This window comes from Kordiimonas laminariae, from assembly GCF_023008165.1.
GTDB classification, from domain to species: domain Bacteria; phylum Pseudomonadota; class Alphaproteobacteria; order Sphingomonadales; family Kordiimonadaceae; genus Kordiimonas; species Kordiimonas laminariae.
Genome location: NZ_JAKQZA010000005.1, coordinates 393,565 through 412,010 on the forward strand (window position 1 = coordinate 393,565; position 18,446 = coordinate 412,010).

An 18,446-nucleotide genomic window follows, 5' to 3' on the forward strand; every position below is an offset into this window, starting at 1 on the left:
GGCAAGTGCTTATGCCTTCGCGCCTTTTTTGCCTTTTCCGACCAGCGGTATGGCTGTGCTATCCAGCGGCCAGCGCGCTCTTGGCGCCATTTCAAAATCATCAATGGATGGATCATCAAGAAAGCGTTCCATTCCTGCCCAGGCTATCATGGCGCCATTGTCTGTACACAAAGCCAGTGGTGGAGCATGGAATGTCATATTGTTATCTAAAGCAGTTTTTTGCAGCTCCGCGCGTAGATACTTATTAGCTGCTACACCTCCTGCTACAACAAGCGGCAGTGTATCAGTGCCTGCTTCCTCGCGGAACAGTTTGATAGCATTCTTTAGCCTGTTGGTAAGGCATGCGGCAATCGTGGTTTGGAAAGCCGCGCAGATATCTGCACGGTCATCTGCATATAAAGCGCCTCGTTCTTTCACGCATGCCTCAGCTGTTCGTCGTACTGCCGTCTTTAAGCCTGAGAAGGAAAAGTCACATCCGGGTTTGCCGATAAGCGGGCGCGGTAGTTTGAAGCGGGTTGGGTTCCCTTTTACTGCTTCTTTTTCTACCGCTGGGCCTCCGGGGTACCCGAGCCCCAGTAGTTTGGCAGTTTTATCAAAAGCTTCTCCAACGGCATCATCAATTGTCGTGCCTAGGCGTTTGTATTTTCCAACACCGCTTACACTTAGGAGTTGGCAGTGTCCGCCGGATACTAGAAGAAGTAGATAAGGAAATTTAATATCCTCAACAAGCCGTGCTGTAAGGGCATGGCCTTCAAGGTGATTTACAGCCACATAGGGCTTGCCAGCGGCTCTTGCGACTGCTTTTGCCGTCATAACGCCAACCATCAGACCACCTACAAGCCCGGGGCCTGTTGTCGCAGCCACGGCATCTAAATCTGCCATTGAGATGTTAGCGTCTTTCAAGACGCCAGCCACCAGATGGTCCAGATTAGAGATATGTTGACGCGCTGCAATTTCGGGCACCACACCACCATATTCGCTGTGGTCATCAATTTGTGAAAGTACCTGGTGAGCCAGAATTTGTTTGTCAGCACTAACAATAGCGGCAGCGGTTTCGTCGCAGCTGGTTTCAATTCCAAGCACAAAGGGGCGCTGCGGCTTTTTGTCAGGCGTCTCAGTGGCTTGTGTCATGATAATAAATCCATCTTTGGGCTTGGGGCCGAACCGTAATACTTCTATAACCCTAAGCAAATAGAGTTTCAAAAACTGTGGATGCCGCTTATATATGCTAGCACACTAGCGTTTTGTAAGCCCATAGCACCGGGAGCAAGTATCTTGCAACAATCGATCAAAATCGGCACACGAGGCAGCCCTCTGGCACTCGCACAAGCAAATGATGTAAAGGCACGCCTTCTTAAGGCACATGACGGCCTGAGTGAAGAGCAGATCGAGATTGTTGTTATAAAAACTTCAGGTGATCGTATTCTTGATAAGCATTTAATGACCGCTGGTGGCAAAGGTCTGTTCACCAAGGAGATCGAAGAAGCGCTCCTTGATGGAAGTATCGATTGCGCCGTACATTCAAGCAAGGATATGCCTACAGAGTTGCCAGAAGGTTTATGTTTGACCGTATTCCTACCTAGAGAAGATCCACGTGATGTGTTTATCAGCGAGAAATTTTCTCATTTCCTCGATCTTCCTAAGGGTGCGATTCTGGGTACAGCTTCTCTGCGCCGTCGCGCTCAGGCTCTTCATCTTCGTCCCGATCTTAAGGTGGTTACTTTCCGCGGTAATGTTCAAACGCGGTTAAGAAAGTTGGGTGAAGGGGAAGCAGATGCAACCTTCCTCGCGCTTGCCGGATTGAACCGTATGGATATGCAAAGTGCTGCTACAGAAAAACTCTCACTGGAGGAATTTCTGCCGGCGCCGGCACAAGGGGCTGTCACTGTAGAAATCCGGGAAAATGATGACCGTATGCGAGATATGCTTGCCCCACTTCATTGTTCAAAGACAGAACTTGAAGTGATAGCCGAGCGCGCGTATTTGGCGGCGCTTGACGGTTCATGCCGCACACCAATTGCTGCGCATGCTACTGTTGATGGTGATCATATCCTTATGAAAGCGCAGTTGTTATCGCTTGATGGTTCGAAGATTTTTGAGCGAAACGCGGAAACGGATGCGACTTTAGAGGCTGCAAATGCTCTCGGAAATAAAGTTGGGCTGGACATAAAAGCAGAAGCAGGCCAAGCTTTCTTCGAAAAACTTAACAAGGAAGTACAAGAAGCGATCGCATGAAAACTATTCTTGTAACGCGCCCGGAGACAGAAGCCGGGGAAACAGGGCAGAAACTGGAAGCGCTTGGATATCATGTTCTTTATGCGCCCATGATCAAGATTGCACCGGTCTCTTTTGAGATTCCAGATGAATCTCGTACGCTCGTGGTAACCAGTAAAAATGGTGCACGGTATGGTCTTGCAAATATAGGAAAAAAAGATCGTCCTATCTTTGCTGTGGGCGAACAAACAGCAGAAGTTGCCCGTTCGCAAGGTTTTACCAATATAACGGTTGGCCCGGGAACTGCTCGCCAGCTTGTGCCGCTTCTTCTAGAGTGCGGCGATAAACAAAAACGGGACTATAGCCACCTATGTGGCAGTGAAATCGCCTATAATATTGCTTCGGTCCTGCGTGATGCTGGGTTGGATGCAGAAAATACTGTCACCTATCAATCTCTCCCTAATCGGGCTTTCCCGCCTGCGGTACAGGAAATGATGGAAAATGGCGGAATTGATGCAGTCCTCTTTTATTCTCCGCGTACAGCCACCATCTTTGAAGAAGCGATATCTGAATGCGGTTTCCATGACTGGCTCCCCAAACTGGATGCTTACTGCCTTTCTGAGCGGGTAGCGGATAGTTTGTTAGGGCCATGGAGAGAGATCAAGCGGTCTATCATGCCTGAGGAAAAAGCACTCTTAAGCCTACTAAGTAGATAAATTGGCGGGGAATAAAATGGCAGAAGCATCAAATACGGATGAAACCGAGCTTCCGCAAGATCAGAATAGTCAGTCAGCTTCTGCATCAGAAGCTACTGAGTTCATAGAAGCCGAAATCATTGAAGAAACTGTGTCTTCTGAAACTCCAAAGTTCGAGGATAAGAAGTCTGCGGTGGTTAAAACCTCATCAGGAAAAGCGGGCTGGATCACGGCAGGTGTTTTAGCAGCCTTTGTTGGTGGTTTGTTTGCAGCGCCTTATGCGGAAAAACAGTTAATTGCGCTTGGCCTTTTAAATGAGGGTGTAAGCGTGGGAACTGTTCCGGCTTCGGTTCCTTTTGATAGCAGCGCATTAGAGGCAGAAATTGATGCTTTGAAAGCTAGCCTTGCTACTTACAAAGAAATTCTTGCTCAGCAATCTGCTGATATTACAGCAGCCAATACAGCACGTGCGGATTTGCAGCGTCAGTTAGAGCTTGCCGCTGCTAGTAACCCTGCTGTCGGCAATATTGATGATTCTGCTCAGCTTGTGACGCTTAAGGCAGATGTAGAACGCTTAACAGGCGATATCGCACGCCTAAGCGCGCTGAATAGCGAAGCTGACCCTGAAGTTTCTCAGCTTCGTGGCGCTTTGACGCTTGCAAAAGCAGAGAATGCTCAATTCAAAGCACGCCTTGATGCTATTGAAAACAGTGTAACGGCTGTACAGGCTGGTGCTCTTGAAGCAAGTCCGCGTGGTCGTTTGGTGCTGGCACTTGTTCGTTTAAAAGATCGGGTACTTGCTGGTCTTGATTTCTCTTCTGAACTGGATGCCTTACGCACAGATATTGCAGATTTGCCAGCGATTGATCAGCAGCTGATGGGAGCTGAATTCGCGCGTTTGGAAACTCATTCGGCAGGGATCAGCCCTTATATTTCGCTGGTACGTGATTTTGATGCCGCTGTATCAGGCGCATTAACGGCCGGAGAAAAAGCTGATGGTGGTTTCCTCAGCAGTCTTTTTACCAGCCGAAGAACAGATGCTGGTGCATCGGGTGATGACGCAGTGTTTTTGCAGGCGGAAAGAAGGCTGGCTGCTCGAGATACGGCAGGTGCTTTGAAAGCATTAGAAGCTCTCTCTGTTCCTGTCAAAGAAGCTATGGCTCCTTGGACAGCAAAAGCCAAGGCCTATGTTGAAGCAGATGCTGCTGTAAGCCGTATGATCAAGGCTGCGACCAACGCCGGTTCACCAGTTAGAGCCGGAGAATAAGATATGGTACGGATCATATTCTGGTTTCTGGCAATTTTGATTGTGTCAGTAGCGGCGGTTTGGCTCGCTGATAACCCTGGTGAAGTGGCAATTGATTTTCAAGGCCGCCGAATTTACGCAAGTTTCGCTTCTCTTGCATTTGTTGCCGTTGGTTTGGCTGCGCTTACTGGTGGTATGGTGTGGCTTGTGGGCTGGATAAAGCGTGATATGCCACTTTTCGGTAGTAATCAGGTGGTAAAGCGCCAACAGCGTGGTCTCAAGCTTCTAAACCAATCTCTTGTGGCACTGTCAGCGGGTGATCATAAATTAGCCGGGCGATTGGCTGGACAGGCCGAGGTATTATTACCGCCGCAGCCGATGGTGCATTTGATCGCTGCAGAAGCAGCCCAACGTGGAGGTAATCATAAAGAAGCCGCGAAAAGGTTTGCAGCGCTTGAAGAAACCGATGAAGGGCGCTTCCTTGGGCTGCGTGGACTGCTTTCAGAGGCACGCCGTACCGGCCGGGAAAGTGAAGCTTTGCGCCTTGCTCGGGTTGCTTTTGAAGAAAACAGAAAAAGCCCGTGGGTTTTGAAAACGCTCTTTGCCCTTGAGGTTGCAGCAGGGAATTGGGAGCAGGCTTCAGCGGCCCTTTCCAAGGTGATGAAAGAAGGCTTGGTTGCTGATGATATTGGCAAGCGCCATCAAGCAACCCTTGCATACGCGGAGGCTGCGGAACATAACCTGAAAGGTGATCGCGATTTAGCACGTAAAGGCTTTAAGAAAGCTATGTCGTTACAGCCAGCTTTTTATGCTGCGGTTTCAGCGCTGGCGAGACTTGAGCTTTCAGGTGGTAACGGTAAGAAAGCTGAAAAAATCATTATGGATGCTTGGGGGCAGGAACCACATCCGTCTTATGCGAAGCTTTACAAGGAACTGGATGCCGCTGAAGCTCCGGCAGGGTGGCTCTCGCGTGTGCGAGCACTTGTGGCAAAGAATCCGGATCATCCAGAATCCTTATTACTTCTCACTGATGCCTTGATGGATGCACAGGAATATTCCGGCGCAAAACCGGTACTTGACCGTTTGCTTGCAGAACACCCTACACGTACGGCATGGCAATATAAACTCGCGCTTGTTCATGCGCTTGGCGAAGACCCTGATCCAGTAGAAACGGCTCTTGAGCATGCCCTTGAAGGTGCCATTTGGCAGTGTACAGATTGCGGGCATCAGCCGCGTATGTGGGCACCGCTTTGTGAAAGCTGTGATGGGTTTGATACGACCCTTTGGCAAAAGAAAGCTGATATTGTCTCTGGTCACAAAAAGCACCAACAAAGCGAAGCAACCATTGCACTGCTAGCTGATGATAAAGCTGTGTAAACTTGTTTAATGCGCCTGTCGTCGTGGCGCATTCATTTTAGTCTTTCAAGAATGATACCCTTAAAGTCGCAGCTTTCTGCGACTTTTTTTATGCGACACACCTTGTGTCATACGCCAATAAGGGGTACTGGCGCACTGCTGTCGGCGTATTTTTTCGTGTTTTCACCAATATGCAAATCACCGCAAAGGACAAACGGCAATAACGCCGAATGGAAAAACTTATGGCGATTAAATACATATTACTGATAGGACTAATCATGACTGCAATGACAAATTCGGTGAAGCGAGACAGAAACATGAACATTGAAGAAGTAACCTTACGTGATGGTTACTGGTTTGTTTTTGAGGATGGTGAAGAAGAAATTGCCGCTAACGGTTCCGTTTGGAACGGTAAGGAGTGGGTGTATTTCAACGATCAGCTTGTATCTGAAAAGCGCAATGCTACTTCCCGTACAACTGAACACGAATTCACCATTGGTAAGGACCGCTACAGGCTTACGTTCTATATGAAGAGCTTAATGAAAGCGGAACTTGAATGTACTCTGTATAAAAATGACAAGCAAATTGGTCATGATATCCGCAAGCCGATGAAAAGCAGGAATTTCAAGAAGACCATTTTCCAGTGCTTCGTCGCAGGTGTGGTTGCAGGAGTTCTGGGTGCCGCACTTGGCGAATATCTTGCGAAGACATTTTAGAGGGGTGGCAAGGTGCAAATTAATGCTGCTTTAATAAAAGAGAATCGTAACGCCAAGAGCTGGACCCAGCAGCATTTGGCGGAAGCATGTGATTTAAGTTTGCGTACTGTTCAGCGGGTTGAGCGTTTGGGAGTTGCGTCACCAGAGACTGTCCTCAGTCTCTGTGCTGTACTGGAAATCCCGCAAAAACAAATCATTGTGGAAGATACAGCGTCAAAGGCAGGCTTAAATATTGATCCGTTGTTGCTCGTAGTTGTCGCCTTTGCTTTTGGTATGGGGCTGGCAATTGGGATTGTACTTTAAGCATAGCTTTGCCGTATATCGCAGTTTTCTTGAACTTTTCGGGAAAACAGCGTATGAGAGCCGCCAATTATTGTATGGATTAGGAAAAGACCATGTCTAACTATTTGGTTGCAGCGCTCTATAAATTTGTGCGTCTCCCACACTATAAAGACATTCAGGAACCTTTAAAGCAGGTTTGTGACGATAACGATGTGAAGGGTACACTCCTCCTTGCGGAAGAAGGTATTAACGGTACAGTAGCTGGCCCTGAAGCTGGCGTTCGCGCGCTTCTCGCTTACCTTCACAGTATCCCAGAGTTCACAGATCTTGTGCACAAAGAAAGCTGGGCAGAGGATGCACCGTTCCTCCGTATGAAGGTTCGGCTCAAGAAAGAAATCGTAACCATGGGTGTGCCGGGTACTGACCCGAATGATATCGTTGGTACTTACGTTAAACCGAAAGACTGGAACGCGCTTATCAGTGATCCTGATGTGGTGCTCGTTGATACCCGCAACGATTATGAATATGAAATTGGTACTTTCAAAGGTGCAGTTGATCCGGAGACAGAGACCTTCCGCGAATTCCCGCAGTGGGAAAAAGACAATGAAGAAATGCTGCGTTCAAAGAAGAAAGTGGCCATGTTCTGTACGGGTGGTATTCGCTGCGAAAAATCCACAGCCTATATGAAAGCACAAGGATATGAGGATGTGTATCACCTTGAAGGTGGTATCCTGAAGTATCTTGAAGAAGTGCCAGCGGAAGAAAGCATGTGGGAAGGCCAGTGCTTTGTTTTTGATAGCCGTATTTCTGTTGGTCATGGTCTTGAAGAAGGCGAGTATGACCAGTGTTATGGTTGCCGCTGGCCTATCACGGAAGAAGAGAAAAAATCTCCGAAATATGAGAAGGGCGTAAGCTGCCCACGCTGTTTCGATAGCTTGTCTGATGAAAAGAAGGCTGCGTCAAAAGAGCGCCAAAAGCAGATTGAGCTTGCAAAGAAGCGCAATGAAGAGCATTTGGCCGTTGATATGGAACATGTGCGCACAGAAGCGCAGGCGAAAAAGGCTGCCCAAAAGGAAGCTGACCGCGAGAGGGCGGAGGCTGGCGAGGGCTAATATATAGAGGACAAGATGACAGAACGTACGCACCGCTCAGAGCTTTTAATGCCGGCAGGCAATCTGGAAAAGCTAAAGGCAGCGGTGCTGTATGGTGCTGATGCTGTCTACCTTGGTACCCCTGATATGTCGCTCCGCACCAAATCTGCTTTCTCGCTTGAGGAAGTGGTTGAAGGCGTGGAGTTTGCTCATAGCTTCGGCAAACGCGTGTATCTCACGCTCAATCTATTCTCCCATAATAAAGACATTACCAAACTGCCGCAGTTTGTGGAAACCGTACGTAAAGTAAAACCTGATGGGCTTATCGTGGCTGATCCAGGTGTATTTATGTATGTGAAAGAACATGCGCCTGAGCTTGAACTCCATATCTCAACGCAGGCTAATGTATGTTCGTGGCATTCAGTAAAGTTCTGGCAGGATCTGGGTGCAAAGCTTGTAGTACTTGGCCGTGAGGTTTCCTACGAAGAGCTGAAAGAAATCCGCGAAAAATGCCCGGATATCAAGCTAGAGGCTTTTGTCCACGGCTCTATGTGCATGACCTATTCTGGCCGCTGTATGCTTTCTAACTTTATGGCGGAACGCGGAGCGAACCAAGGCGCATGCGCAAACAGTTGCCGCTGGAAGTATAAAGTGCATATGGGCCTTAAAGACGGTACGGTTAAGGAGCTGAATCTCACGGAAGAAAACCTTGAACTATTCGAGTTTTTCCTTGAGGAAGATTACCGCCCGGGTGAACTGCTGCCGATTGAGGAAGACCAACGTGGTACCTATATCCTCAATTCCAAAGATCTCTGTATTATGCCGAAGCTCAATGATCTCCTATCCATTGGAGTTGATAGCCTGAAGGTGGAAGGAAGAGGCAAAAGCCCATACTATGTTGGCCTTGTGGCACGCGCATACCGTATGGCGATTGATGATTGGTATAATGACCCCACAAATTGGCGTGCCGATGATTATATGAAGGAGCTGTCGACGGTTCCAAACCGTGGTTACACGCTTGCGTTCCATGATGGGCGCCTTACCAACTATGCGCACGGGTTTGAAGAAACATATACACTTGCAGATTATGAATATGCGGCTGTAATTCATGAAATGCGGGAAGATGCCTATATCCTTAAGGTGAAAAACAAACTGATCGCAGGTGATGTGCTTGAGTTTGTTTCACCGAAACGCCGGGATATTATGCTTATCCGCCTATATGAATATGAAAATGCGGAAAATGGCCGTGTGACAGAAGAAGTGAATGCCAGCACGACACCGCTTATCAGGGTACCGTTCAGTCTGTTCGATCAAGAGAAGGTTTCTTCGCTCAAGAATGATTTCCCAGCGATGACCATTATCCGTAAGGAAAAAGCACTCACACAAGAACAGTGGGACCGGATTAAGCTGGATACAGAAAGCCAGAAACTGGAGCTTGGGCGAGGCACCCAGCAAGGTTATGAGGAAAAGCGGGAGAAGCTGCAGCAGTCTCTTGATGAGCGAGACAGTGACCGCACTTTTAAAACACCACGCAGGGGTACTGAAGGGTGCTGTGGGAAGGGGTGTAATGGTTGTCTGATGTTCTGGCACGATCCGTTGTATAAGAAAGCGCGAACACTGCTTGCAAAGAAAAAGCAAGGACAACTGCTTGAGAAGAAAATGACAGAAGAAGAACTGGATGAAGCTATTGGATAAGGTATAGTGCATTTTGATCAAATTGGGGAGCAGTCGGTGAAAGTATCGTTTATTATTGCAGGTGTGCAAAAAGGGGGTACTACTGCGCTTGATAAGTTTTTGCGATCTCATCCCCAGTTGGCTATGCCTAAACGTAAAGAAGTACATTTCTTTGACGATGAAACGATAGACTGGAATAGTCCAGATTATAGCAGGTATCTTGCTTTCTTCGCTCCTTCAGAAGGGCAAATTCTGGGTGAGGCGACGCCAATTTATACGTATTGGCAACCTTCAATAGAAAGAATTTACAAATATAACCCAAGTACCAAACTTATAGTTATTTTACGGGATCCGGTTAAGCGAGCTTTTTCACATTGGGAAATGGAAGTTTCACGGCAGTATGATCGCTACAAGTTTCCTGTTGTTATTCGGGATGGCCGAGTACGAGTAACGAATAACAAGGGTTCTATGTATGGATGCCACCGTATTTTCAGTTATGTGGAACGAGGCTTTTATGCGCCTCAAGTAGAGAGGTTGTTTGAGTATTTCCCTCGTGAACAAGTACTTTTTCTAGATAATGATCAGCTTCGTAATGAGCAGCGAGGTGTACTTGATAGAATTTGTGAGTTTTTGGGGGTATTACCCTTCTCCAAGTATCCCGAAAATGAAAATATCTTACCAACCAGAAAGCAGACTGGCTTAGGTAAAATCGCAGATGAGGATAAACAGTATCTTGTAGATCTATATCGTGAAGATACGGCAAAAACTGCTGAGCTTACGGGGCTTGATGTTTCTCATTGGACATCGTCATGAAGGTAAAGAAAAAGGCCCACTGTTAGGAGCCTTTTAAATTTCTAAACGTGGAAGCTTTCTCCGCAACCACATCGGCCTTTTTCATTGGGATTGGAAAACTTAAAGCCAGTTGAAAACATACTGTCTTCCCAATCCATTTCCGTGCCGAGAATGAAAAGTAGTGCTTTACGGTCTACAAACACTTTCACGCCTTTGTCTTCCACCACTTCATAGTCACCAGCATCATCCAGCACATAATCAACGGTATAACCAAGACCAGAACAGCCGTGTGTTTCCGTGCCGAGAAGTAAACCTCTAGCTTCCGGTTTTTTGGCAAGAAGCGCTTTGATATGCTCTGCGGCTTTATCTGTTATGGATACTGCTGATTTCATGCTCATATCTCCTAGAGTAGACCCAGTTCAAGGCGTGCTTCATCAGACATACGGCTCATATCCCATGCTGGTTCCCAAACAAGGTTCACAGTTACACCGTTCACGCCAGCCACACCACTTACTTTCAGTTCTACTTCACCAGGCATGGTTTCAGCTACTGGGCAATGAGGTGTTGTAAGAGTCATAGTAACGGATACCGAGAAATCAGATGCCACATCAACGCTATAGATAAGGCCCATTTCATAGATGTTTACTGGAATTTCCGGGTCATAAATTTCGCGGAGCGCTTCAATAATGTTTGCCTGCAGTGTTTCAGCATCTGCTGGTGCTTCAACGGGAGTGTTGGCTGCCTCTTCTTTTGCTGCTGCTTCAGCTTCATTTTTCTCGGTTTGCTCAAGAAACTTGTTGAGGAAATAGCCACCTTCCTGTGGGCTTACCTCTGGCTGTGTTGCAGCTTCGACGCCAGCCATATCAACACGCGGGCGTTCAACAGATTTTTTCGGCATATTATCCGCAGGATAATCAGCGTCACCACTTGGTACGCTCAGGTCCAAAATATCGCGGGTTGCTCGGTTCTCGGTCATCCAAAAATATCCATTACTTTCTTTAAGCCAACCACAAGAGCATCTACATCGCTCCTGTCATTATAAACACCAAAACTTGCCCTTACTGTGCCGGGGATGGAAAAATTATCCATAATCGGCTGAGCACAGTGGTGACCGGCACGAACGGCGATACCTTGTTGGTCAAGGATAGTACCTATATCGTGCGGGTGCGCATGTTCCATCACAAAACTAATCAGTGCACCTTTCTTCGGTGCTGTACCAATCAAACGTACGCTATTCATGGCAGATAGTTGTTCTGTGGCATACTTCAAGAGATCAGCCTCGTGAGCTGCTATGCGCTCAATGCCGATCTCATTCATAAATGCAATCGCATGGTCGAAGCCAATGCCGCCTGCAATATTCGGTGTACCTGCTTCGAACTTATGCGGCAGATCATTGAAGGTAGTCTTCTCGAATGTAACGGTAGAGATCATATCCCCGCCACCTTGCCACGGCGGCATTGCATCAAGAAGTGCTTCTTTACCGTAAATCACACCAATGCCTGTCGGGCCATACATTTTATGAGCCGAGAAGGCATAAAAATCAGCATCCAGATCCTGCACATCAATCTTGAGGTGCGGCGCAGCCTGACACCCATCAATGAGCGTAAGGGCGCCTGCATCATGCGCGTGACGGATAATTTCTTTGGCGTCTGTCTGGGTGCCTATTGAGTTGGATACATGTGTGAAAGCTACCATTTTGGTGCGCTCGTTCAGCATGTTCCGGTAGGCATCCATATCAAGGCTGCCATCTTCAAGTACAGGCACAGCTTTTACCGTTGCGCCTTTTTCTTCCGCAACCAACTGCCAAGGCACGATGTTTGAATGGTGCTCAAGGTAGGTAAGGAGGATTTCATCCCCTTCCTTCAGGTTTGCACGCCCCCATGTTTGGGCAACTAAGTTGATACCTTCAGTGGCACCGCGTACGAAAATACACTCACGCTTATGTTTTGCGCCGATGAAAGCACGCACGCTTTCACGGGTTTTCTCATAGGCAGTGGTGGCATCCTGGCTGAACTTGTAAACGCCCCGGTGGATGTTGGCATAGTATTTCTCATACAGTTCAACTTCAGCATTAATCACTGAAGACGGGCGCTGTGCGCTCGCGGCTGTATCAAGAAATACCAGCGGCTTGCCGTGTACTGTTTCCTTCAGAATAGGGAACTGTGCGCGGATGCTTGCTACATCTAATCCACCAATTGGGGCGAACTCATTCATACTCTACTCTCCAGCGCCTACATTTTCAGCGCGGCTTGCCATCCAAACACGGATACGCTCAACCAGTGTTTCTCGCAGGGCCTCATTTTCTATGTTTACCAATGCATCTGCGGTGAAGGCTTCCACAAGGATTTTACGCGCTGTTACCGGATCAATCCCGCGGGATGTCAGATAAAAGATCGCTTTATCGTCTAACTGGCCAATGGTAGCGCCGTGGCTACATTTTACATCATCAGCTAAAATTTCAAGCTCAGGCTTTGAATTGGCTTCTGCCGTTTTATCAAACACAAGGGCCTTGAAAGACTGGTCTGCTTCAGTGAGCTGGGCATCTTTCACAACAGTAACCTTGCCTTGGAAAGCTGTTTTCCCGCGTGTGTCAGCCACAGTGCGGAAAATCTGATCACTTGTTGCGTTTGGTACCATATGGCTTACGTGTGTAAGCGTATCGTGGTTTTGTCCCGTACCAGCGAGCGATACACCATCAACATGCGCATCGGCTTCTTCGCCCAGTACACGAACATGCGCTTCAAAGCGTGCAGCTTTTCCGCCCACAGACATATTCACACAGTAATACTCGCTTTCGGCATCAAGGTTCACATAAGCTTTTGCTGTATGTGTTGCTGCCTCGCCTTCTTCCTGTAAACGAACATGGCGCAGTTTAGCGCCTTCAGCGATACGGGCCTGAAGCACACTGTTGGTCCAGTATGCAGATGCATCGCCAACAAAATGTTCGATCACAGTGATTTCTGCACCTTCGCCAAGTTCTATAACATGGCGGGTGTGTGCGGCGGCCTGATCGGCACCATCCATCACATGTACAATTTCGATCGGCTCATCAATTTCAATACCTGCAGGTACAGAAAGGACAAGGCCATCACGCATAAGGGCCGTATTCAGCAGGCTTACACCGTCATTACCGCGGATAAGCTCTGTTGCGCGGTCGGGGTTCGCCATAAAATGATTAGCGAGCGGGCGAATAGGCATTGCCTGCCATAGGTCACCAAGATCGCTCAGTTCTTCAGCGTAACGGCCGTTTACAAACACAAAACGGGCAGCAGTTTCACCAAGAGGTGCTGCAATTTCCGCTGAGGTTGATGTACCTGCGAGTGCAAACTCTTCGGCCCGCAGTGCTTTGGTATCGCTATAACGCCATTCTTCGGTACGGTTGGTTGGAAAACCAATACCTTCGAATTCCTTCAGGGCACTTTGGCGCAGTGAATCTGCACCGGGTACTGTTCCCATCAAGGTCTCCGCCTGGGCTTTATATCCTTCAGTAAGTTGCTCTTGCACTTGCTTCTCCTTCAAACCCGGGGATTAGGCTACGTCTGCGTAGCCTTTTTCTTCAAGCTCGGCTGCAAGCTCTTTACCACCAGATTTCACAATTTTGCCGTCAATCATCACGTGCACCACATCCGGCTGCACATAGTTGAGAAGGCGTTGATAGTGAGTGATCAAGAGAATTGCTGTATCGTCACGGCGCTGTGCATTGATACCTTCGGAAACAATACGGAGAGCATCGATATCAAGGCCAGAATCGGTTTCATCAAGAACAGCAAGTTTCGGGTTCAGAACAGCCATCTGAACCATTTCGTTGCGTTTCTTTTCACCGCCTGAGAAACCAACATTTACAAAGCGTTTCAGCATCTCTGCATCCATACCAAGTTCGCTGGCTTTCGCGCGAATAAGCTTCATGAATTCAGCAGCAGACATATCGTCTTCGCCGTTATATTTACGCACGCTGTTCAGGGCAGTGCGCATAAAATTCAGGTTGGAAACACCCGGGATTTCTACTGGATACTGGAAGCCAAGGAAAATGCCTTCACCTACACGTTCGTGTGGTTCAAGCTCAAGAAGGTCCTGGCCTTCAAATTCAATGCTACCGGCAGATACTTCATAATCATCGCGGCCAGCAATTGTATTCGCCAGCGTTGATTTACCAGCACCGTTCAGGCCCATAATCGCATGAACTTCGCCAGCTTTCACTTCAAGGTCCAGACCTTTTAGGATTTCAGTACCGTCCACATGGACATGGAGATCATTAATTTTAAGCATATTACTTTATCCAATTAGCCCACGCTGCCTTCCAGAGAAATACCGAGAAGCTTTTGTGCCTCTACAGCAAATTCCATAGGCAAGTGTTGCATAACTTCTTTACAGAAACCGTTAACGATCATTGCAACAGCCTCTTCTTCGTCAAAACCACGGGCTCGACAGTAGAAAAGCTGGTCGTCAGAGATCTTTGAAGTGGTTGCTTCGTGTTCAATTTGCGCTGTTGGGTTTTTAACTTCAATGTAAGGTACAGTGTGGGCACCACATTCAGAAGAAACCAAGAGCGAATCACATTGTGTGTAATTGCGCACATTATCAGCGCCAGACATTACTTTCACCAAACCGCGGTATGTGTTGTGGGATTTACCCGCAGAGATACCTTTGGAGATGATCGTTGAGCTGGTGTTTTTGCCCTGGTGGATCATCTTGGTGCCTGTATCAGCCTGCTGGTAATTGTTTGTTACCGCAACTGAGTAGAATTCACCTACAGAACCATCGCCTGCAAGTACACAGCTTGGGTATTTCCAGGTTACAGCAGAACCTGTTTCAACCTGTGTCCAGCTAACCTTTGAATTCTTACCTTTACAAAGCGCCCGCTTGGTCACGAAGTTATAAATACCGCCTTTACCGTCCTTGTCTCCCGGGTACCAGTTCTGAACGGTTGAGTATTTAATTTCCGCGTTATCATGAGCGATAAGCTCAACAACTGCCGCATGCAGTTGGTTCTCGTCGCGCATCGGGGCAGTACAGCCTTCAAGGTATGAAACGTAAGAATCGTCATCTGCAACAATCAGCGTACGTTCGAACTGGCCTGTGTTTTCTGCGTTGATACGGAAATATGTGCTGAGTTCCATCGGGCAGCGAACGCCTTTTGGAATATAAACAAACGTACCGTCTGAAAATACAGCGCAGTTGAGAGCCGCGAAATAGTTATCTCGCTGCGGTACCACAGTGCCCAGATATTTCTTCACAAGTTCAGGATATTCGTGAACAGCCTCGGAAATAGACATGAAAATCACGCCAGCTTTCTTCAGTTCTTCACGGAATGTGGTCGCTACAGACACGCTATCAAACACAGCATCGACGGCTACCTTGGCTGCGCCTTCAACGCCAGCAAGCACTTCCTGTTCACGAAGTGGAATACCAAGTTTCTCATATGTACGCAGCAGTTCAGGATCAACCTCATCAAGGCTTTTTGGTTTATCCTGGCTTTTTGGAGCCGCATAATAATAAATATCGTTATAGTCGATCTTCGGGTAATCAACGCGCGCCCAATCAGGTTCTTCCATCTTAAGCCATGCACGGTAAGCCTTCAGGCGCCATTCCAGCATCCATTCAGGCTCGTTTTTCTTCGCAGAGATAAATCTTACTACCTCTTCAGAAAGCCCTTTTGGTGCCATGTCCATTTCAACGTCAGTAACAAAGCCGTACTTATATTGTTCGGCCATTTCCTCGACTTGTTGTTTGGTTTCTACTGTTGCAGCCACTTGTGTGGTTCCTTACCTAAAACTAAAAACGCGTGAAGGGGTTATTTTGCCAGCTTAAGAGAGGCTGGAGGCCCAGGTTGCATCACACCGCCAAACGCAGGTTCTGCGATTGAGGAAAGTGATACACCGTCAAGTGCCCCTTTTACGGCGCTATTGATAAGCTGCCAGCGAGGGCGCAAAGAACAAACGTCATCAAAACTGCATTCGCAGCCGCCTTCTTTGCTTTCGCTGCACATAGTCAGGGCAATCGGGCCATCTATGGCTTCGATAATGCCGCCAACCGTAATTTCATCTGCGGAACGTGATAACGCAAAGCCACCCTTTAAACCGCGATGAGAGACAAGCAGGTCAGCTCGTCCCAAAAGATTCAGGATTTTAGAAACAGTTGGTACAGGGATGCCTGTGCTCGCAGATAAATCCTGCGCGCTGAGCCGAGCATCAGAATGTGACATTTCACACATTAATATAACGGCATAGTCTGCCAGTTTTGTGAGCCTGATCATGTGCTGAACCTAAGCGTAATTGTACCAAAACTAAAATCTTACCAATTTAGTCAGGTTTACATATGGGAACTGTGGGGGAGGAGTCAACTTATTTGCGGCCTTATGGCGCATTTAGGTAAGGAAATATAGCATTTTTTATTGATTAATGCGAAAAATAGGGGTGAATTTTCAATATGTGATGAAAAAGGCGCACCTATTTATGCAGAATAAGCTGGCACAAGTCTTTAAAAAGTCAGTGGAAATAAGGGTTTTTGAAACCATGATTGCTTCCCTTGCAGATGAAGGGAAGGTACCTGGGCTTGTACATCTTTGTAATGGGGCGGAAACCCTGCAAAGTGCTGTATGTTTGGCACTTAACAGTACAACTGATTCTGTAACGGGTTCTCACCGTAGTCATGGTCTTGCACTTGCGATGGGAGCTGATCCTTACAAAGTAGCATCCGAAATCCTCGGCAAAGCAGATGGCTTGTCTGCCGGTATGGGCGGTACGCAGCACCTGTTGGCCCCGGAAGTAGGGTTTCTTTCCAGTAATGGTATTGTCGGGGGCCAGGTGCCAATGGCGTCTGGAGCTGCTCTTTCGGCAAAAGTGCTTAAGACAGGCGGTATTGGCGTTACTTTCTTCGGGGATGGAGCTGCGAACCAAGGCGCAGTTCTTGAAACTATGAATTTGGCTGTAGCACTTCAATTGCCGATGCTTTTCGTGCTTGAAAATAATGGTTTTGGGCAAAGCACATCTGCTGAGTTTGCCTCTGGCGGTGTTTCACTTCTTAAGCGTGCTGAAGGGTTTGGTCTTCAAACTTATGCATTGGATGGTGCTGATGCGAAAGACTGCATAGAGAAGGTTGAAACTGTAGTGACATCTATAAAAGCTGGTGAAGGCCCAGTCTTTATTGAGGCCTCAGTACCAAGGCTGGCAGGGCATTACCATGGTGAAACGGCTGCTTATCTCTCTGATTGCGGAGGACAAACGGACCCGCTTAAAATTTTGAATGATCATATCGGCGATATATCAGAGGGTATTTGGAGAGAAACAGAAGCCCTTATGGTAGATGTGATGAAGCGTGCTTCTGCAGCGCCAGTACCGTCTCAGGATTTACTTCGCAAGTTCCATACTGAGATGGGAGGGCAAGCGTAATGATGCTTTCAATCTCTGAAGCTCTGAATAAGGCGCATCACCAGCTTATGGAAGCTGATGAGCGTGTGATAGTGATGGGGGAAGATATCGTAGGTGGCGCTGGCCTCGGTAAAGGCGAAGGTCTTGGTGGAGTGTTCGGTGTAACTTCCGGCCTTGTAGATAAATTTGGTGCAAACCGCGTGATTGATACCCCTATCTCGGAAACTGCTTTTGTGGGTATGGGAATCGGTAGCGCCATGACAGGCCTGAAGCCGATTGTAGAGGTGATGTTCTGTGATTTCATGGGGGTTTGCTTTGATCAGATATTTAATCAGGCCGCCAAAGTGAGGCTTCTGTCTGGGGGGCGTATATCTGTACCAATGGTGATCAGAACCACGCTGGGGGCTGGTGACAGTTCAGGTGCGATGCACAGCCAAGCTTTACATGGTTTATTGGCGACTGCGCCGGGATTAAAGGTGGCTTGTCCAAGCAACCCGGCTGACGCTGCTGGATTGTTGAAAACGGCACTTGAGGACGATGATCCTGTTATTCTTATGGAACATAAAGGGTTATACAGCCTTGAAGGTGAAGTGGCAGATGATTTACCGCCTGTTCCATTTGGCGAAGGACAAGTGATCAGAGAAGGTTGCGATATAACCATTGTTGCAGTTTCTCGTATGGTTCATGTCGCTAATCAGGTAGCTGACGTTTTGGCCCAAGGTGGGGGTGAAGTAGAGATCATTGATCCGCGCACTATTATGCCACTTGATATGAATTTAATTCTTAAAAGTGTTCAGAAAACCGGAAAGCTTGTGGTTGTTGATGAAAGTTTTGGTTTTGCCGAAATGGTTATCTCTAGAGTAAGTGAAGAAGGTTTTGGGTATTTGAAAGCCGCGCCGAAAAAAGTAATCCCTCTTCACACTCCAATTCCTTATGCGCCTGGTCTGGAACAAGAATGGTTGCCGTCAGAGGCGCAAATTGTTACGGCTGTTAAGGAGCTTGTGGGAGAATAA

Annotated in this window: 19 protein-coding genes; 11 read left to right on the forward strand and 8 right to left on the reverse strand. The window is 47.6% G+C overall.

Annotated elements, in window-relative coordinates; genetic code table 11:
* Positions 1-9 precede the first annotated feature (9 nt).
* Complete coding sequence (tsaD, locus tag MF542_RS12740; protein WP_247020024.1) at positions 10-1,131, reverse strand: tRNA (adenosine(37)-N6)-threonylcarbamoyltransferase complex transferase subunit TsaD; 1,122 nt, start codon at positions 1,129-1,131, stop codon at positions 10-12.
* Positions 1,132-1,275: 144 nt separating this feature from the next.
* On the opposite strand from tsaD, the gene hemC reads away from it, so the two are divergent.
* From hemC to MF542_RS12785, 9 genes are all read left to right on the forward strand, one after another.
* A complete protein-coding gene (hemC, locus tag MF542_RS12745; RefSeq protein WP_247020026.1) occupies positions 1,276-2,235 on the forward strand; it encodes a hydroxymethylbilane synthase in 960 nt (319 codons plus the stop codon).
* Positions 2,232-2,930 carry a uroporphyrinogen-III synthase gene (locus tag MF542_RS12750; RefSeq protein ID WP_247020028.1) on the forward strand — a complete coding sequence of 233 codons (699 nt, stop codon included), beginning with the start codon at positions 2,232-2,234 and terminating at the stop codon, positions 2,928-2,930. Before hemC ends, MF542_RS12750 begins: the two co-directional genes overlap by 4 nt.
* 16 nt (positions 2,931-2,946) lie before the next feature.
* A complete protein-coding gene (locus tag MF542_RS12755; protein WP_247020030.1) occupies positions 2,947-4,176 on the forward strand; it encodes a COG4223 family protein in 1,230 nt (409 codons plus the stop codon).
* A 3-nt stretch (positions 4,177-4,179) separates the two neighbouring features.
* Entirely contained in the window at positions 4,180-5,532 is a 1,353-nt protein-coding gene (locus tag MF542_RS12760) for a heme biosynthesis protein HemY (protein ID WP_247020032.1), read from the forward strand.
* 257 nt (positions 5,533-5,789) lie between these two features.
* The gene (locus tag MF542_RS12765; protein ID WP_247020034.1) at positions 5,790-6,227 is read left to right on the forward strand and encodes a hypothetical protein; all 438 of its coding nucleotides are present in this window, start codon (positions 5,790-5,792) and stop codon (positions 6,225-6,227) included.
* Between the two features lie 12 nt (positions 6,228-6,239).
* Positions 6,240-6,530, forward strand: a complete 291-nt coding sequence (locus tag MF542_RS12770; protein WP_247020036.1) for a helix-turn-helix domain-containing protein — start codon at positions 6,240-6,242, stop codon at positions 6,528-6,530.
* A gap of 92 nt (positions 6,531-6,622) precedes the next feature.
* Positions 6,623-7,621: an oxygen-dependent tRNA uridine(34) hydroxylase TrhO gene (gene trhO / locus MF542_RS12775; protein ID WP_247020038.1), complete on the forward strand. Its 999-nt coding sequence runs from the start codon at positions 6,623-6,625 to the stop codon at positions 7,619-7,621.
* A 15-nt stretch (positions 7,622-7,636) separates the two neighbouring features.
* Positions 7,637-9,295, forward strand: coding sequence for a U32 family peptidase (locus MF542_RS12780; RefSeq protein ID WP_247020040.1), 1,659 nt, complete (start codon positions 7,637-7,639; stop codon positions 9,293-9,295).
* A gap of 6 nt (positions 9,296-9,301) precedes the next feature.
* Positions 9,302-10,087 (forward strand): sulfotransferase domain-containing protein, encoded by a 786-nt coding sequence (locus MF542_RS12785; RefSeq protein ID WP_247020042.1) that lies wholly within the window; start codon positions 9,302-9,304, stop codon positions 10,085-10,087.
* 41 nt (positions 10,088-10,128) lie between these two features.
* On the opposite strand, the gene MF542_RS12790 is transcribed toward MF542_RS12785, so the two are convergent.
* The 7 genes from MF542_RS12790 to MF542_RS12820 form a co-directional block, all read right to left on the reverse strand.
* On the reverse strand, positions 10,129-10,458 hold the full coding sequence (locus tag MF542_RS12790; protein WP_247020044.1) for a HesB/IscA family protein: 330 nt from the start codon (positions 10,456-10,458) through the stop codon (positions 10,129-10,131).
* 11 nt (positions 10,459-10,469) lie between these two features.
* A complete protein-coding gene (locus tag MF542_RS12795) occupies positions 10,470-10,964 on the reverse strand; it encodes an SUF system Fe-S cluster assembly protein (RefSeq protein WP_425531254.1) in 495 nt (164 codons plus the stop codon).
* A gap of 74 nt (positions 10,965-11,038) precedes the next feature.
* The gene (locus MF542_RS12800; RefSeq protein ID WP_247020048.1) at positions 11,039-12,280 is read right to left on the reverse strand and encodes a cysteine desulfurase; all 1,242 of its coding nucleotides are present in this window, start codon (positions 12,278-12,280) and stop codon (positions 11,039-11,041) included.
* A 3-nt stretch (positions 12,281-12,283) separates the two neighbouring features.
* Entirely contained in the window at positions 12,284-13,570 is a 1,287-nt protein-coding gene (gene sufD / locus MF542_RS12805) for a Fe-S cluster assembly protein SufD (protein ID WP_247020050.1), read from the reverse strand.
* A 24-nt stretch (positions 13,571-13,594) separates the two neighbouring features.
* A complete protein-coding gene (sufC, locus tag MF542_RS12810) occupies positions 13,595-14,332 on the reverse strand; it encodes a Fe-S cluster assembly ATPase SufC (protein WP_247020052.1) in 738 nt (245 codons plus the stop codon).
* Positions 14,333-14,346: 14 nt separating this feature from the next.
* Positions 14,347-15,816: a Fe-S cluster assembly protein SufB gene (gene sufB, locus MF542_RS12815; protein WP_247020054.1), complete on the reverse strand. Its 1,470-nt coding sequence runs from the start codon at positions 15,814-15,816 to the stop codon at positions 14,347-14,349.
* 41 nt (positions 15,817-15,857) lie between these two features.
* Positions 15,858-16,319, reverse strand: coding sequence for an SUF system Fe-S cluster assembly regulator (locus MF542_RS12820; protein WP_247020056.1), 462 nt, complete (start codon positions 16,317-16,319; stop codon positions 15,858-15,860).
* Positions 16,320-16,518: 199 nt separating this feature from the next.
* On the opposite strand from MF542_RS12820, the gene MF542_RS12825 reads away from it, so the two are divergent.
* Positions 16,519-17,454 (forward strand): thiamine pyrophosphate-dependent dehydrogenase E1 component subunit alpha, encoded by a 936-nt coding sequence (locus MF542_RS12825; protein WP_247020059.1) that lies wholly within the window; start codon positions 16,519-16,521, stop codon positions 17,452-17,454.
* Complete coding sequence (locus tag MF542_RS12830) at positions 17,454-18,446, forward strand: alpha-ketoacid dehydrogenase subunit beta (RefSeq protein ID WP_247020061.1); 993 nt, start codon at positions 17,454-17,456, stop codon at positions 18,444-18,446. Before MF542_RS12825 ends, MF542_RS12830 begins: the two co-directional genes overlap by 1 nt.

Excerpts from the sequence above, each read along its gene's own strand:
- trhO (WP_247020038.1), top strand. The coding sequence starts at position 6,623 with ATGTCTAACTATTTGGTTGCAGCGCTCTATAAATTTGTGCGTCTCCCA.
- MF542_RS12780 (WP_247020040.1), top strand. The coding sequence starts at position 7,637 with ATGACAGAACGTACGCACCGCTCAGAGCTTTTAATGCCGGCAGGCAAT.
- MF542_RS12755 (WP_247020030.1), top strand. The coding sequence starts at position 2,947 with ATGGCAGAAGCATCAAATACGGATGAAACCGAGCTTCCGCAAGATCAG.
- MF542_RS12750 (WP_247020028.1), top strand. The coding sequence starts at position 2,232 with ATGAAAACTATTCTTGTAACGCGCCCGGAGACAGAAGCCGGGGAAACA.
- MF542_RS12830 (WP_247020061.1), top strand. The coding sequence starts at position 17,454 with ATGATGCTTTCAATCTCTGAAGCTCTGAATAAGGCGCATCACCAGCTT.
- MF542_RS12790 (WP_247020044.1), bottom strand. The coding sequence starts at position 10,458 with ATGAAATCAGCAGTATCCATAACAGATAAAGCCGCAGAGCATATCAAA.
- MF542_RS12760 (WP_247020032.1), top strand. The coding sequence starts at position 4,180 with ATGGTACGGATCATATTCTGGTTTCTGGCAATTTTGATTGTGTCAGTA.
- MF542_RS12795 (WP_425531254.1), bottom strand. The coding sequence starts at position 10,964 with ATGCCGAAAAAATCTGTTGAACGCCCGCGTGTTGATATGGCTGGCGTC.
- MF542_RS12820 (WP_247020056.1), bottom strand. The coding sequence starts at position 16,319 with ATGATCAGGCTCACAAAACTGGCAGACTATGCCGTTATATTAATGTGT.
- tsaD (WP_247020024.1), bottom strand. The coding sequence starts at position 1,131 with ATGACACAAGCCACTGAGACGCCTGACAAAAAGCCGCAGCGCCCCTTT.
- MF542_RS12825 (WP_247020059.1), top strand. The coding sequence starts at position 16,519 with ATGCAGAATAAGCTGGCACAAGTCTTTAAAAAGTCAGTGGAAATAAGG.
- sufC (WP_247020052.1), bottom strand. The coding sequence starts at position 14,332 with ATGCTTAAAATTAATGATCTCCATGTCCATGTGGACGGTACTGAAATC.
- MF542_RS12800 (WP_247020048.1), bottom strand. The coding sequence starts at position 12,280 with ATGAATGAGTTCGCCCCAATTGGTGGATTAGATGTAGCAAGCATCCGC.
- MF542_RS12765 (WP_247020034.1), top strand. The coding sequence starts at position 5,790 with ATGACTGCAATGACAAATTCGGTGAAGCGAGACAGAAACATGAACATT.